The sequence below is a fragment of the Caldicoprobacter guelmensis genome (assembly GCF_016908415.1).
Lineage (GTDB): Bacteria > Bacillota > Clostridia > Caldicoprobacterales > Caldicoprobacteraceae > Caldicoprobacter > Caldicoprobacter guelmensis.
The window spans coordinates 69,094-82,744 of the sequence record NZ_JAFBDW010000004.1; the positions used below are offsets into that span (position 1 = coordinate 69,094).

The 13,651-nt window shown below is 44.3% G+C and carries 12 protein-coding genes; 11 read left to right on the forward strand and 1 reads right to left on the reverse strand.

Annotated elements, in window-relative coordinates; genetic code table 11:
- The first annotated feature begins 13 nt into the window (after nt 1–13).
- The 10 genes from tilS (at nt 14) to dnaB (ending at nt 10,750) form a co-directional block, all read left to right on the forward strand.
- Nucleotides 14–1,357, forward strand: coding sequence for a tRNA lysidine(34) synthetase TilS (gene tilS, locus JOD02_RS06505; protein WP_279380674.1), 1,344 nt, complete (start codon nt 14–16; stop codon nt 1,355–1,357).
- 22 nt (nt 1,358–1,379) lie between these two features.
- Nucleotides 1,380–1,916 carry a hypoxanthine phosphoribosyltransferase gene (gene hpt, locus JOD02_RS06510; protein WP_204488078.1) on the forward strand — a complete coding sequence of 179 codons (537 nt, stop codon included), beginning with the start codon at nt 1,380–1,382 and terminating at the stop codon, nt 1,914–1,916.
- Nucleotides 1,917–2,068: 152 nt separating this feature from the next.
- Nucleotides 2,069–3,931: an ATP-dependent zinc metalloprotease FtsH gene (gene ftsH, locus JOD02_RS06515; RefSeq protein ID WP_243426388.1), complete on the forward strand. Its 1,863-nt coding sequence runs from the start codon at nt 2,069–2,071 to the stop codon at nt 3,929–3,931.
- Between the two features lie 188 nt (nt 3,932–4,119).
- Nucleotides 4,120–4,617, forward strand: a complete 498-nt coding sequence (locus JOD02_RS06520; protein WP_204488079.1) for a regulatory protein RecX — start codon at nt 4,120–4,122, stop codon at nt 4,615–4,617.
- A gap of 128 nt (nt 4,618–4,745) precedes the next feature.
- Nucleotides 4,746–5,600, forward strand: a complete 855-nt coding sequence (gene pheA / locus JOD02_RS06525) for a prephenate dehydratase (RefSeq protein WP_204488081.1) — start codon at nt 4,746–4,748, stop codon at nt 5,598–5,600.
- Nucleotides 5,593–5,916 carry a MazG-like family protein gene (locus JOD02_RS06530; RefSeq protein ID WP_204488082.1) on the forward strand — a complete coding sequence of 108 codons (324 nt, stop codon included), beginning with the start codon at nt 5,593–5,595 and terminating at the stop codon, nt 5,914–5,916. Before pheA ends, JOD02_RS06530 begins: the two co-directional genes overlap by 8 nt.
- Nucleotides 5,917–5,932: 16 nt before the next feature.
- Nucleotides 5,933–6,910, forward strand: a complete 978-nt coding sequence (locus JOD02_RS06535) for a DUF2232 domain-containing protein (RefSeq protein WP_204488084.1) — start codon at nt 5,933–5,935, stop codon at nt 6,908–6,910.
- 25 nt (nt 6,911–6,935) lie between these two features.
- A complete protein-coding gene (locus JOD02_RS11795) occupies nt 6,936–8,933 on the forward strand; it encodes a DHH family phosphoesterase (RefSeq protein ID WP_204488086.1) in 1,998 nt (665 codons plus the stop codon).
- A gap of 3 nt (nt 8,934–8,936) precedes the next feature.
- The gene (rplI, locus tag JOD02_RS06545; protein ID WP_204488088.1) at nt 8,937–9,383 is read left to right on the forward strand and encodes a 50S ribosomal protein L9; all 447 of its coding nucleotides are present in this window, start codon (nt 8,937–8,939) and stop codon (nt 9,381–9,383) included.
- A 23-nt stretch (nt 9,384–9,406) separates the two neighbouring features.
- The gene (dnaB, locus tag JOD02_RS06550) at nt 9,407–10,750 is read left to right on the forward strand and encodes a replicative DNA helicase (RefSeq protein WP_204488090.1); all 1,344 of its coding nucleotides are present in this window, start codon (nt 9,407–9,409) and stop codon (nt 10,748–10,750) included.
- A 20-nt stretch (nt 10,751–10,770) separates the two neighbouring features.
- On the opposite strand, the gene JOD02_RS06555 is transcribed toward dnaB, so the two are convergent.
- Entirely contained in the window at nt 10,771–11,109 is a 339-nt protein-coding gene (locus JOD02_RS06555) for a helix-turn-helix domain-containing protein (RefSeq protein WP_204488091.1), read from the reverse strand.
- Between the two features lie 470 nt (nt 11,110–11,579).
- On the opposite strand from JOD02_RS06555, the gene JOD02_RS06560 reads away from it, so the two are divergent.
- On the forward strand, nt 11,580–13,592 hold the full coding sequence (locus JOD02_RS06560) for an ABC transporter substrate-binding protein (RefSeq protein WP_204488093.1): 2,013 nt from the start codon (nt 11,580–11,582) through the stop codon (nt 13,590–13,592).
- Nucleotides 13,593–13,651: the final 59 nt, after the last annotated feature.

A 13,651-nucleotide genomic window follows, 5' to 3' on the forward strand; every position in this document is an offset into this window, starting at 1 on the left:
TCACAAGTACAATATGTTATCACAAGGGGAACGGGTATTGGTTGGTATCTCTGGAGGACCTGACTCTGTGGCTTTGTTGCATGTTTTAAAACAGCTTGAAAGGGATATGGGCATTTGTGTGTATGCTGCCCATATACACCATGGAATTAGAGGGACTGTTGCTGACCAGGATATGGAATTTGTGGAGCGGCTGTGTCAGCAGTGGGATGTCCCTTTATTTGTTGAAAAGGTGGATGTGCCGCGTGTGGCTGATGAAAGGGGGTTGTCTTTAGAGGAGGCAGGTAGGATTGTCCGCTACCGCTTTTTTGAAAAGGTGCTACAAGATATACGAGGTCATAAAGTTGCGCTGGGACACAATCGTGATGATCAGGCTGAGACCATCCTACATCGCGTATTGCGTGGAACAGGGCTGCAGGGGTTGCAGGGCATAAAGCCGGTACGACAGAACAGGTTTATACGACCTCTTATAGAGGTTTCGAGGGCGGAAATAGAGGAGTATTGCCGCAAAAACGGCTTAGAATTCAGGATAGACGCAACCAACCAGGATATGACCTATACTCGCAATCGAATACGTCATGAGTTGATACCATATATAAAGCAGTACTTCAACCCTAATATCGTAGATACCCTTGTCAGGATGGGAACAATAATACGCGATGAGGAGGAGTTTTTAGAGGATTACTGTAAGAAGGAATATGATAGGTTGGTGAAAGCTCTTAGCCAAAACCGACTCAGCATTGATTTGGGAGGATTGCTGGTTCAGCACATTGCCATCAGGCGCAGGATGTTGAGGAAGGCTTTAATGGTTGTAGGTGGGACTCTGGATGAGATAGGCGCCCATCACATTGAAGATGTGCTGGATATGGCGCTTAACTCCACGACAGGCACCATGCTCACTCTGCCCAATGGCATGAGAGTGTTAAAAAAATATGACAGCATTGAGATATGGCGCGGGGAGTTGCCCTCAGTGCCGCTGTTTGAATATTTTCTAGACCTTCCTGGCAGGGTTGTTATAAAGGAGTGTGGCATTGAAATCAAAGCCCATAGGGTGCAGCGCCAAGAGGTTTCTTTTTCTTCTCCTTGGCGTGCGTATATTGATGGAGACGTTATCAATGGGAATTTGCGGGTACGCAACAGAAGACAAGGGGATCGCTTTAAGCCGTTTGGCCTAAAGGGAAGCAAAAAGCTTAAGGAGTATTTTATCGACAAGAAAGTGCCCCGACATGAGAGGGATGGTATACCGCTAGTGGCGGATGAAAAAAACATCATATGGGTGGTGGGATGGCAGATCAACGATGATTACAAGGTTACGCCACAGACCCGTAACATTGTGCAGCTTGAGGCACGAAAGATATGAAAACTAGCAGAGGAGGAGGAATATGTTGGAGGACGTAGGAAGAATTCTCATCGATGAACAAGCTTTAATGCGGCGCATAGACGAGATGGGGGAAGAGATCACTAGAGATTATCAGGGTAAGGATCTAGTAGTTGTAGGGATATTGAAGGGATCGGTATTGTTTTTAGCCGACCTTGTCAAGCGTATAAGGCTTCCGTTGGTTATGGATTTTATGGCGGTGTCAAGCTATGGGAGTTCCACCCACTCGTCGGGCGTGGTACGCATAATCAAGGACCTAGATGAGGAGATAGAGGGCAAGGATGTCCTCATAGTAGAGGACATAATAGATACTGGTCTTACCCTCAATTATCTAACTGAGTTGTTGATGTCCAGAAATCCCAGGAGCTTGAAGATATGCTGTTGCCTGGATAAGCCTTCTCGACGCAAGGTGCCTGTAAAGGTGGACTATATAGGTTTTAGCATTCCCGATGCGTTTGTAGTGGGGTATGGCCTGGATTATGCTGAGAAATACCGTAATCTCCCATATATATGCATATTGGATCCTGACAAGGTTGAATAGTTTTGCCATTACTTTTTTGGACAAAAGCTGCGTTGCATTGTACGGTATAGCTGTGATACAATAAAAAAAGAATATGATAGAAAGGATGTTTGTATCATCATAAAATGGTGTATTATAAAAAGAGCAGTAATAAAGAAAAGGGAGGGCTGGGTTTGAGAAAATTTTTAAGGGGCCCGGGCTTTTATCTTATTTTGTTGGTTGCAATAATATTTTTGGTAACGTTTTTAGACCTTGATGCAGGGGCTGAAAAGATTTCGTATCCCGAGTTGATCAAAGAAATTGAAAAGGGCAACATTTCCAAGTTGAGGACTGTGGAAAATGCCGCTATAGGTGTGAGAAAGGGCTCCAAATATGAGGTTATTTTTCCTGATAAATATGACTTTGAGGTATATCTGCCTTCAAAAGAGGCTTTTATTGAGGATGTAAAGGCTGCCGAGGCAAGAAGGTTGGGCAAATCGCCCGAGCAGGTGACACCAGCGGACTTTAGCTTTGAATGGGATCCACAGCCGCCGGCAGAGCCGCCGTGGTGGCTTAATTTATTGCCCTTTGCAGTACTCATCCTACTTTTTGTGGCGTTTTGGTTTGTCTTCATGCAGCAGGCCCAGGGCGGTGGAAATCGAGTTATGTCCTTTGGTAAAAGCCGTGCCAGGTTGCATACTGATACCAAACACAGGGTAACCTTTAGCGATGTAGCGGGGGCCGACGAAGAGAAGTATGAGTTGAGGGAAATTGTAGATTTTCTTAAAAATCCTAAAAAATACCTGGAGCTGGGAGCGCGTATTCCGAAAGGGGTTTTGCTGGTAGGGCCTCCTGGTACTGGTAAGACTCTCCTAGCCAAGGCTGTGGCAGGGGAAGCTGGTGTGCCGTTTTTTAGCATTAGTGGTTCGGATTTCGTTGAAATGTTTGTAGGCGTGGGAGCCGCCAGGGTGCGCGACTTGTTTGAACAGGCTAAAAAGAATTCGCCGTGCATTATATTCATAGATGAGATAGATGCAGTGGGACGTCATCGTGGTGCTGGCTTAGGTGGAGGCCACGACGAACGCGAGCAGACACTTAATCAGCTGCTGGTTGAGATGGATGGATTTTCTGTGAATGAGGGTATTATAGTGATTGCTGCTACCAACCGGCCCGACATTTTGGATCCGGCACTTTTGAGGCCTGGCAGATTTGACAGGCGCATCACTGTTGGTATACCCGATGTAAAAGGCAGGGAAGAGATACTGAAGGTTCATTCCAGGGGCAAACCTTTGGCACCCGAAGTGGACTTAAAGGTTTTGGCCAAAAGGACAGCCGGGTTTACTGGGGCTGACCTTGAGAATGTGATGAACGAGGCCGCAATTCTGGCTGCTAGAAAAGGGTTGAAGCAAATAAGTATGACTGAACTGGAGGAGGCCATTACCCGCGTCATCGCTGGGCCAGAGAAGAAGAGCAGAGTGCTTACCGAGAAGGATAAGCGGCTAGTGGCTTATCATGAGGCTGGTCATGCGGTGGTGGCAAAACTCCTGCCGCATGCCGACCCTGTTCATCAGATATCCATAATCCCACGTGGTATGGCCGGAGGCTATACCTTGACTCTGCCGCAGGAGGACAAGTATTTTGCTTCCAAATCGGAGTTGATGGACGAGATTACTCAGTTGCTTGGCGGACGGGCTGCAGAGGCGTTGGTACTAAATGATATCAGTACCGGTGCTTCCAATGATATACAGCGAGCCACGCAGATCGCCAGAAAAATGGTAACAGAATACGGGATGAGCGAAAATATGGGGCCGGTGACTTTTGGAGGTAAATACGAGGAGATATTCCTGGGGAGGGATTGGGGCACTTACCGCAATTACAGCGAAAAAGTGGCTGCCCTTATAGATAAAGAAATTAAGAACATCGTACAGGAAGCTTATGAGCGTGCAGAAAAGTTGCTTAAAGAAAACATCAATAAGCTACACAAAGTAGCTGAGGCTTTGCTTGAAAAAGAAAAGCTGGATGTAGAAGAGTTTGAAGAGGTATTTGCTAGCGCTTAAAACAATACAGCGGTGTGTGAGGGCGGTGTTTTTACAACACCGTCTTTTTATAACATTTGAAGCGTTGGTCTTTCATGAGTGAGTTGTTGAGATGGAGGGGTGTGTTTTTTTGCTGTATTTCAGGGGATATTCTACAGAAAAATAGCCCCTAGGTGGCGTTATATACAACAGACGAGGTGAAAGCCCATATGGCTGCTGATTTTAATTATGATGACCCCAAGGTGGACGAGGCATATCAAAAAGCTTTAAAATACCTAGGGTTTCGGGCTAGGACTCAAAAAGAGGTGGATGAGTATTTAAAGAGAAAGGGTTTTGGGGAAGAAGTGATTGAAAAGGCCATAGAAAAACTGAAAGAGTATGGATTTATCGACGATAGGGCTTTTGCATTAAGTTGGATAAACAGCCGAATGCGGAACAATCCGAAGGGGAGAGCGGTCATAGCGTTTGAGTTAAGGCAAAAGGGTGTTGAGGGCGGTATAATCGACGAAGTTATGGCCTCAATCCCCAACAAACAGGAAGAGGAGGTGGCAAACAGATTGGCTCAGAAATATTATGATAAATACAAAGAAATGGATGAAGGAGAAAGGGTGCACAAGACTGTCCAGGCCCTGGCACGCAGGGGATTTGATTGGGAGCTTATACATAAGATAATGAATAGGCTCACGCGGGAATTGCATGTGGAGTAGCTACTATTGCTCTATGAGATGTACTGTATGGATTGACTGCGCAAGGAATAAAGGGGCGTATTGCATTGACAAAGAGGCGTGTGGCGTATACAATTAACTTGACGAGATATCTTAAAAAGGGGAAAGATATGGATAAGTTGGGCTATCTCGGACCTGAGGGTACATTTACCCATGAAGCGGCTGTGGTATATTCAAGGGGAAAACAGGTGGATTTAGTGGAATACTCCAGCATTCCAGACCTCATATATGGGGTAGACAAGGGTGAGGTAGATTATGCGGTGGTCCCTATGGAGAATTCCATGGAAGGGACGGTAAATGTAACGGTTGATGTGATCATTCATGAAGTAAAGGTGTATATAACGCAGGAATTAGTTCTCCCCATACATCATTGTTTGCTGGTAAAGCCGGGAGTACGGCTAGATGAATTGCGAGTGGTGCTGTCTCACCCCCAGGCTCTGGCCCAGTGCCGTAAGTTTTTATATGAAAGGTTGCGTGGGGTAGAGTTGATTGCTACTTCCAGCACCGCTGCAGCAGCCAAGGAAGTGGCAACTGGTCGACGAGAGTGGGGAGCCATAGGAAGTAGGCATGCTGCACTGGTGTTTGCCCTGGATATCCTAGCAGAGAACATCGAGGACCGTGGGGGTAACTGTACCAGATTTGTTGTGCTGTCCAAGAAATACAGCCAGCCTACGGGGTGTGATAAGACGTCCATTGTGTTTAGCGTAGACCACAAGCCTGGGAGTTTGTATCGCGCCCTCAGGACCTTTGCTGAAAGGGAGATAAACCTCACAAAAATCGAATCCCGTCCTATGAAAACCAATCTGGGCGAATATTTGTTTTTGGTGGATTTTGAGGGGCATGTGCAGGACGCCGTGGTGCAGGACGCTTTGAGGGAACTAGCTGAGCAAAGTCGTTATTTTGCTGTTCTGGGGTCATATCCCAGATTTAGGGAGGAGAGGGGTCAAAGCCTTGCGGATGGATAATGAAAAGGAGTTGGATATTACTAAAAATTTAAAGGTCATAGAATGGCTCAAGAGCGAGATATTGCTGTCTGTTGCCGAGATGTTTCGCTTGTTGGCCAGGGGAGCCAGGGCTTCTTACGATAGCTTAGCTGATTGCCTTGCCAGTATAATCATAGCTTCTTATTTATTGGGTAAGAGGTTGGGCATTCATTTTAGCGTGATCGAGCAAAAAATTGCAAACAAGATTCGTTTGGGGATTTTGGAGGAACATGAGATAGAAAAAGACTATGGGGATTTATCCGAATTGAGGCAGCATATTAAAGCCAACAGAGAATGAGTGTGGAGTGTGTAATATGAATTTAAAGTTAAAGGTTGTGCTGGAAAGTGCTCTACTTGCCGCAGTGAGCGCTGTGCTGTTGGTGATACTGTCTTTTATACCTGTGTTAAACGTTATTATACTTATTTGGCCAGTGCCTTTTATCGTGCAGGGGGTCAGAAGGGAACCTTGGGCAGGAATCTTAGGCCTTATGGTAGCCAGTGTGTTGCTAGGGATTGTCTTTCATCCGTTTGTGGGATTTGCGGTGTTTTTGATGAATTTTCCATTGGTGGCGGTACTTGCCTGGACTATAAAAAGGCGGTTTGACCTGTTTGAATACATTGTTATATCGACAGGGGCTGTGTTAGGTTCGGCGTTAGCATTTTTAAAGGCATTTTCGTGGTTTACAGGTCAGACGGTATTTGAATATATTGCAAATAGTATACGTAGATTTTTTTCAAGCAATATATTGGATTTCAGCCGCATAATGGACCTGTACGCACAACTTAAGATGGTAGAAAGGTCGATGTCTGCTGCGGAATTTGCCGAGGTGATTATTGGCCAGCTGGAACAGTTTATGCCGCTTGTTCCATCAGCGATAATTATATTTTCGCTTTTGTATGGAACCATGAATTTGCTTGTGTCGCACATGGCGCTTAAAAAGCTAGGGTACGTGCTTGATGGATTACCCGAATTCTCCGAGTGGATGCTGCCTAAAGGAGCCGGATTGGGATTTATGGCCATGCTGCTTGTTGCTTACGTAGGAACTCTGTTACATGTGAAGAATTTTGAGGTTGTGTTTTATACTGTGTTGTCTGTGTGCTCGTTTGTGTTTTCTATCCAAGGGATGGCTGTTTTGATGTTTTTTATGAAGCTTAAGATGAGCAAGGTGCCTCAATTTTTGCGTGCTGTGATAGTGGCTGTGCTGTTTATGATTGCCCCGATGTTGCTCATGTCGATAGGGGTACTGGAGCAGGTGTTTAGGCTGCGGTCGGTGTATAGAAGGATGAATTGAAACGGGTTAAAGAGGTGGATTTTTAGTGAAAAAGCCCACGGTTAAAGGGCTCAATGTTCCCGAAAATCCTATATATTTAGCCGTTATATTGGTGCTTTCGCTTGTGGTGTGGCATTTTAGTTGGGAAATTGGCCTTGCAGCTCTTTTTCTGTTTGCCTGTTTAGTTTACTATAACTGGAAAATTACGCGGAGAAGAAGAATTGAATGGACGCGCTATCTGGAAAATTTATCTGAAAATATAGACTGGTCTACAAAAAATGCGGTGTTTAGCGTTCCTATGCCCTTTGTGGTAGTGGAGCTGGATGGAACTATAAACTGGTATAACCCTAGGTTTGGACAGTTGTTTGAAGGGGAAAGCTTGTTTGGCAAAAATATAAAGAATTATATCCCCAAGCTTGACCTTTATGCTTTGATTAAAAATAAAGAAGGGGATAGCGTACAAATAGAGCTAAAGGGTAGGAAGTACCGCTTGTTTTGTACGCCATTAGGCATTAATGGTTACAAAGAGAGCCGTAAAATTATCGTTTTTATGTATTTGCAGGATGTAACTGAAGAGGCCTTGCTGAAGGAAAAGTATCATGATGAACGGCTAGTGGTCATGCTGGTGCAGATTGACAATTATGATGAGGTGATGAGCAACACCGATGAGGCAAAGCGGCCGGTGGTACTTGCTGAAATTGAGGCTACTTTGAGTCAATGGGCTATTTCCCTCAATGCTGGCTGGAAAAAATTTGACCGTGATAAATTTGTGGTTTTTGCTGAAGCTAAGGCGCTCAAGGCATTGGAAGAGAATAAGTTTCCAATACTTGATGCCGTTAGGGCTATCAGTGCAGGCAACAGGATTCCTATAACGTTGAGCATAGGGGTGGGAGCAGATGGCAAAACCCCTCTGGAGCTTAGCCATTATGCGCAGGTTGCCCTTGATCTGGCGTTGGGGCGTGGAGGCGACCAGGTGGTAGTAAAGCGGGGAACTAGGCTGTTTTTTTATGGAGGCAAGACCAAAGAGGTCGAGAAGCGAACCAAGGTTAAATCCAGAGTAATTGCCAATGCTCTCAAGGAGCTGATATTGCAGTCATGGGGAGTTTTTATCATGGGACACGAGGCTGCCGACCTGGACTGTTTAGGTGCAGCTTTGGGTATTTACCGATGTACTCGCCAGGTAGGTAAACCGGCTTATATAGTGATGAGCCGAGCTAATCCTTCCATAAAACCTTTAATGAGTAGGCTCTTGGAAGATGAAGAATACCGCAATTCTTTCATAACAGCTGATGAGGCTTTGCTCAAAGCGGATCGCCAGGCGGTGTTAGTGGTGGTAGATGTACATCGTCCAGCTTTTGTGGAGGAGCCACGGCTTTTAACTGTCGTAGACAAGGTGGTGGTAATAGATCATCATAGAAGGAGTGCCGAGGCAATAGAAAACGCCACTTTGATGTATTTAGAACCCTATGCCTCTTCTACCAGTGAATTGGTTACCGAGATAGTACAGTATTTCGACGAGAAAGTAGAGCTTAAGCCCATAGAGGCTGATGCCTTGCTTGCTGGAATTACGGTGGACACCAAAAATTTTATATTTAAAACTGGCGTGCGTACCTTTGAAGCTGCTTCTTACCTCAGGCGGGCTGGTGCTGACCCTGCAGCAGTGCGCCATTTGTTCCAAGATGACCTTGAGACTTTTTTGAGCCGTGCTGAAGTGGTTAAAAATGCTCAGGTAATTGCTCCTGGTGTGGCTCTGGCGTATTGCCCGCCCAATATCAAAAACGGTTCGTTGATTGCTGCTCAGGCTGCCGATAGCCTGCTTACCATAAAGGGTATACACACATCCTTTGTGCTGTATCCCAGCGGTGATGGTGTCATGATAAGTGGTAGGTCTTTGGGGAATATAAATGTTCAGATGGTGTTGGAAAGACTGGGAGGGGGAGGGCATTTGACGGTTGCAGGAGCGCAGCTGGGCAGTATAAGCCTTGAGGAGGCTCGCCAGAAAGTTATTAAAGCGCTTAAAGATTATTTAGAGGAGGGAAAATGACTTATGAAGGTGATTTTGCTTCAGGATGTGAAAGGACAAGGAAAACAGGGCGACGTGGTGAATGTGAGCGATGGGTATGCTAGAAACTATCTTTTTCCAAGGGGATTGGCTATAGAGGCTACCGAGCACAATTTAAAGGCGCTTAAAGAAAAGAAGCAAGCAGAGGCTAGACGAAAAGAGCATGAGCTGGCGGAAGCACAAAAGCTGGCCAATGCCCTTTCGGGTTTGACGGTGGTGATAAAGGCACGTAGCGGTAGCGAAGGCAGGCTGTTTGGGTCGGTGACCAACAAGGAGATTGCAGAAGAGCTCAAAAGGCAACACAACGTGGATATCGATAAGAAGAAAATCGTATTGCTTGAACCTATAAAGAGTACAGGAAACTATGTGGTGACGGTAAAGGTATATCCGGAAGTTACAGCTACGCTGACGGTAAAAGTTGAGGCGGAATGACCTGAAGGAAAAGGGGAATTGTCATGGCTGAGTTGCTCCACCGTATACCTCCTCACAATCTGGAAGCCGAGCAATCGGTACTGGGGTCAATGCTGATTGATGCTGAAGCCGTTTCAGTGGCAGCAGGGTCTTTGAAAGCAGAGGATTTTTATTCTGAAGCCCATAAAGAAATATTTGAGGCCATGCTTAATCTGTATGACCGTGGTGAACCTGTGGATTTAGTTACTGTTGTGGAAGAATTAAGGCAGAGGGGTACATTGGAAGGGGTTGGGGGCGCTGCGTATATATCTGACCTTTCTGTGGCTGTCCCTAGTACAGCCAATTTGAAATACTACATACAGATAGTGGGAGAAAAGTCGATACTGCGCCAGCTTATCGCGGCGTCAAACGAGATTATAAAGGACAGCTATGAGGCGCAGGAAGAGCTGGACATCATATTGGACAGGGCAGAAAAGAGGATATTTGAAATATCACAGCGCCAGACCACAAATTACTTTGAGCCCATAAAAACCATTCTCCTTGAGACTTATGCAAAGATTGAGGAGCTTTCTAAGAAAAAGGGTGGAGTAATAGGTTTGCCTACGGGTTTCCATGAGTTTGACCAGAAAACTTCGGGACTTCATCCCTCTGACTTGATATTGGTGGCCGCCAGACCCTCAATGGGTAAAACCAGCTTTGTGCTCAATATTGCGCAGTATGTAGCTTTACGCCAAAAAGTGCCGGTTGCCATATTCAGCCTGGAGATGTCCAAAGAACAGCTGGTGCAGCGCATGTTGAGTTCAGAGGCCAATGTAGAACTGCAGAAGATTCGTACAGGGAATTTAAGTGAAGAAGATTGGTTAAAGCTGGTGAGGGCTGCTGGCCCGCTGTCACAGGCTCCCATATACATAGACGATACGGGTGGGCTTTCGGTCATGGAGATACGCTCCAAGGCCCGCAGGCTTAAGATGGAGAAGGGCTTGGGATTGCTGGTCATTGACTATTTGCAGCTCATGTCAGGCAGGGGAAGAGCAGAAAACCGCCAGCAGGAGATATCGGAGATTTCCCGTTCGCTGAAAGCCTTGGCCAGAGAGTTGAAAGTTCCCGTTATTGCGCTGTCGCAGCTCAGCCGTGCTCCAGAAGCTAGGACTCAGCACCGCCCCATGTTAAGTGACCTGCGCGAATCGGGAGCAATTGAACAGGATGCTGACTTGGTTGTATTTATATACAGGGACGAGTATTACAACCCCGATACTGATAAGAAGAATATAGCCGAGATAATAATTGCCAAACAGCGAAACGGTCCTACGGGCACTGTTGAACTGGTATGGTTGGGACAATACACCAAATTTGCAAACTACGAAAAAAGCCGTCAGGAAGAATACTGACGGCTTTTTATGACTAAAAATTACCTTTTCTTTTTGTTTTTACTTATGAATTCACACAGTTCTTTAACTGATATAAATTCGTTTTCGTCGGCTATTATGTAGTAATATTTTTTATTGTCTTTTTCTGAATTTTTATTGTTAATACAAGTATAAGGGTTTCGTATATCAGACCGACCTAATAAATAGTCTACTGTTACATTAAAGGTATCTGCAATTTTTTGCAAGGTAAATGAATCGGGATCGCGCCTCCCCTGTTCGTACATTCCAATTGCTGATGTACTAAGTCCAAGGATTTTTCCCAATTCTGTTTGCGTCATTTTATGTTCTTTTCTTAATTCTTTTAATCTTTTTGAAAACATCTTAACCCCCTCTTCGTTTATATTTTACACAAAATAAAGGCAATTATATTACACTTTTAGTGTTATAATGAGAATTTGTAAAAAATTTAAATTGGATCTGTTAAAATAAATTAAAATTAAACAAATCCACTTATTTTCGTGGTTGCTTATAACACGAAATGTGTGATAACATATAAGAAAGTCATACTATGGACAGAGAGTGAATAGATTTAACATTAGAAAAACGATATAGGAATGATTTAATTAGATTAGCAGGCTATTTAGTAATTCAAACTTTAATAAATGTAGGTTCTTATTTAAATGTCATGTTTGTTTCACGGTTAGTTTTAAAATGTATTTGCAAAATTACAAAGCCTTATATTTTTACTAGGCGGGAATCCCTTTGTTATTTGTGTATGGTAAATATTAGAGGGATCTCCGCCCTAGGTCATATACAATCTTTTGAAAAAAGCTAAAAAGGAGGAGGTAAAATGAAAATTAGAAAGACAATTGCATTAGTGTTGGTTTCTCTGTTTGTTATCATTCTTTCCATCAGTGGATGTAAAGCAGGGACAACTTCTAAAGAACAGGAAAACACTCCTGAAGAAAATGTTGGAAAAGAAGTACAATCAGAAGATACACAGAAGAAAACAGAAAACGCCGGGGAGGAAAAAATAGAGGGTTTTAAAGAAGCCCCAATGCTAGCTCAATTAGTAAAGGAAGGAAAATTGCCACCCGTAAAAGAGAGATTGCCTGAGGAACCGTTAGTTTATGTGGAGGGCACGGAAGTACCTGTTGACAATTTGCCTAAACTTGAAATAGGCAAGTATGGCGGAACATTAAGGATAGTTAACCCTGGCAGTCCAGGTGGTGGAGAATGGTGGGCTATTTCACGTGAACCGTTATTGAATCAGCCTGGCTTTGGTACTCCAGGAGAAAAACCCGTAGGTAATGTTTTAAAGGACTTTGATATGTCTGAAGATGGAAAAGTTTTCACTTTTTATATGAGAAAAGGGCTAAAATGGTCGGATGGTCATCCGGTGACGACAGAAGATGTTCGTTTTGCGTACGAAGACGTTCTGTTAAATGAAGAACTTACTCCAGTTTTTCCTACCTGGCTTGCAAATCCAGATGGTACACCCTGTGAATTGGAGATAGTAGATGAGTATACGTTCCGTATTAAATTTAAGGAACCATACGCATTGTTTCCCTACACTTTAAGTCTTCATTGGCAGACATGGGATTCTGGGCCTCTGCTCCAACCTAGCCATTATATGAAAAAGTTTCACATTAAATATACTCCATTAGAAGAATTAAAGCCTTTATTGGAGGAGAATGGTCTAGGAGAAAACGAATGGTATAGGTTATATAGCCTCTATTCCTGGGGAGGAGGGGCATTAGAGAAAACTCGAATTGGATGCCCGACTTTGGCTCCTTATATGTTGGTAGATATGCCGAGTGCTCAAGTGGCAATACTGAGGCGGAATCCCTATTACTGGAAGGTGGATGCTGCAGGAAACCAGTTGCCATATATAGATGAGATTAGGGCGGATACGGTTACTACGGTGGATATGCTTCCTATGAAGATAATGGGAGGAGAAGTTGATTTAGCGCGCCAGGCGGTATCCATAACCGAGGTAGCTCTATATAAAGAGAATGAGAAGAAAGGCGGTTATAGGGTAATACCTCTAAAATTCCATTGCCCCATTCCGATTACGTTTAACTATAGCAATCCGGATCCCGTATGGCGTGAGATAGTGTGGGATACGAGATTTCGACAGGCTTTGAACTTAGCCATCAATCGCGAGGAAATAATAGACGCAGTTTATCACGGCTTTGCCTCTCCATCAAAAATAACGCCCAGCGAGTATGATCCTGAAAAAGCAAATCAATTACTAGACAGCATGGGATTGGATAAGAGAGATTCTGAAGGCTGGCGGTTAAGACCCGATGGAAAAAGGATGGAACTTTTAATAGAAACAAGCGCTCCAGCTACCGACTTCATACCGATGATTGAGTTACTGGTTGAATACTGGAAAAATATAGGCATATATACGACGATGAAGCAAGTAGAGTCTTCACTGTTGAGTTCGCGTGTACAGGCGAATGAAACTCAAGTCATTGTTTCGAGCTGGTTTGATTTGCCTGTGGCGCAGGGTAATCCTTACATGTTAGAGTGGGTATTTCTAAATGATCGTTATAAGGTTTCAGACGGTTTCCATAAATGGTATACCAGATTCGGCAAAGAGGGAATAGAGCCGCCTGATTCACTTAAGCCTGTATTTGAACTTTACCGGAAAATACGAGCAAGTGAAAGCTTTGAAGAAATAGGAACTTATATGGACGAGTGGGAAAAGGCAATGCACGATTCTCTCTTCCTGATTGTACCTGTTGAAGACGTTATGATTCCTTTAATTGTTTCCAATAGGATAAAGAATGTTCCGGAGAAGGGATATCAAATTATGGCCAATTTTGCTGGCGAGGTACTTTTCTATGGTGAATAGTCACAACTCCCCTGGATGGTGGTCATCCCACCATCCAGGGGAAAAGAAAGGAGACTGGA

What these genes read in the sequence shown, in the direction of transcription:
- JOD02_RS06560 (WP_204488093.1), top strand. Translation starts at nt 11,580, where the DNA reads ATGAAAATTAGAAAGACAATTGCATTAGTGTTGGTTTCTCTGTTTGTT.
- dnaB (WP_204488090.1), top strand. Translation starts at nt 9,407, where the DNA reads ATGGCTGAGTTGCTCCACCGTATACCTCCTCACAATCTGGAAGCCGAG.
- JOD02_RS06530 (WP_204488082.1), top strand. Translation starts at nt 5,593, where the DNA reads ATGGATAATGAAAAGGAGTTGGATATTACTAAAAATTTAAAGGTCATA.
- pheA (WP_204488081.1), top strand. Translation starts at nt 4,746, where the DNA reads ATGGATAAGTTGGGCTATCTCGGACCTGAGGGTACATTTACCCATGAA.
- JOD02_RS06535 (WP_204488084.1), top strand. Translation starts at nt 5,933, where the DNA reads ATGAATTTAAAGTTAAAGGTTGTGCTGGAAAGTGCTCTACTTGCCGCA.
- JOD02_RS06555 (WP_204488091.1), bottom strand. Translation starts at nt 11,109, where the DNA reads ATGTTTTCAAAAAGATTAAAAGAATTAAGAAAAGAACATAAAATGACG.
- tilS (WP_279380674.1), top strand. Translation starts at nt 14, where the DNA reads ATGTTATCACAAGGGGAACGGGTATTGGTTGGTATCTCTGGAGGACCT.
- hpt (WP_204488078.1), top strand. Translation starts at nt 1,380, where the DNA reads ATGTTGGAGGACGTAGGAAGAATTCTCATCGATGAACAAGCTTTAATG.
- JOD02_RS06520 (WP_204488079.1), top strand. Translation starts at nt 4,120, where the DNA reads ATGGCTGCTGATTTTAATTATGATGACCCCAAGGTGGACGAGGCATAT.
- rplI (WP_204488088.1), top strand. Translation starts at nt 8,937, where the DNA reads ATGAAGGTGATTTTGCTTCAGGATGTGAAAGGACAAGGAAAACAGGGC.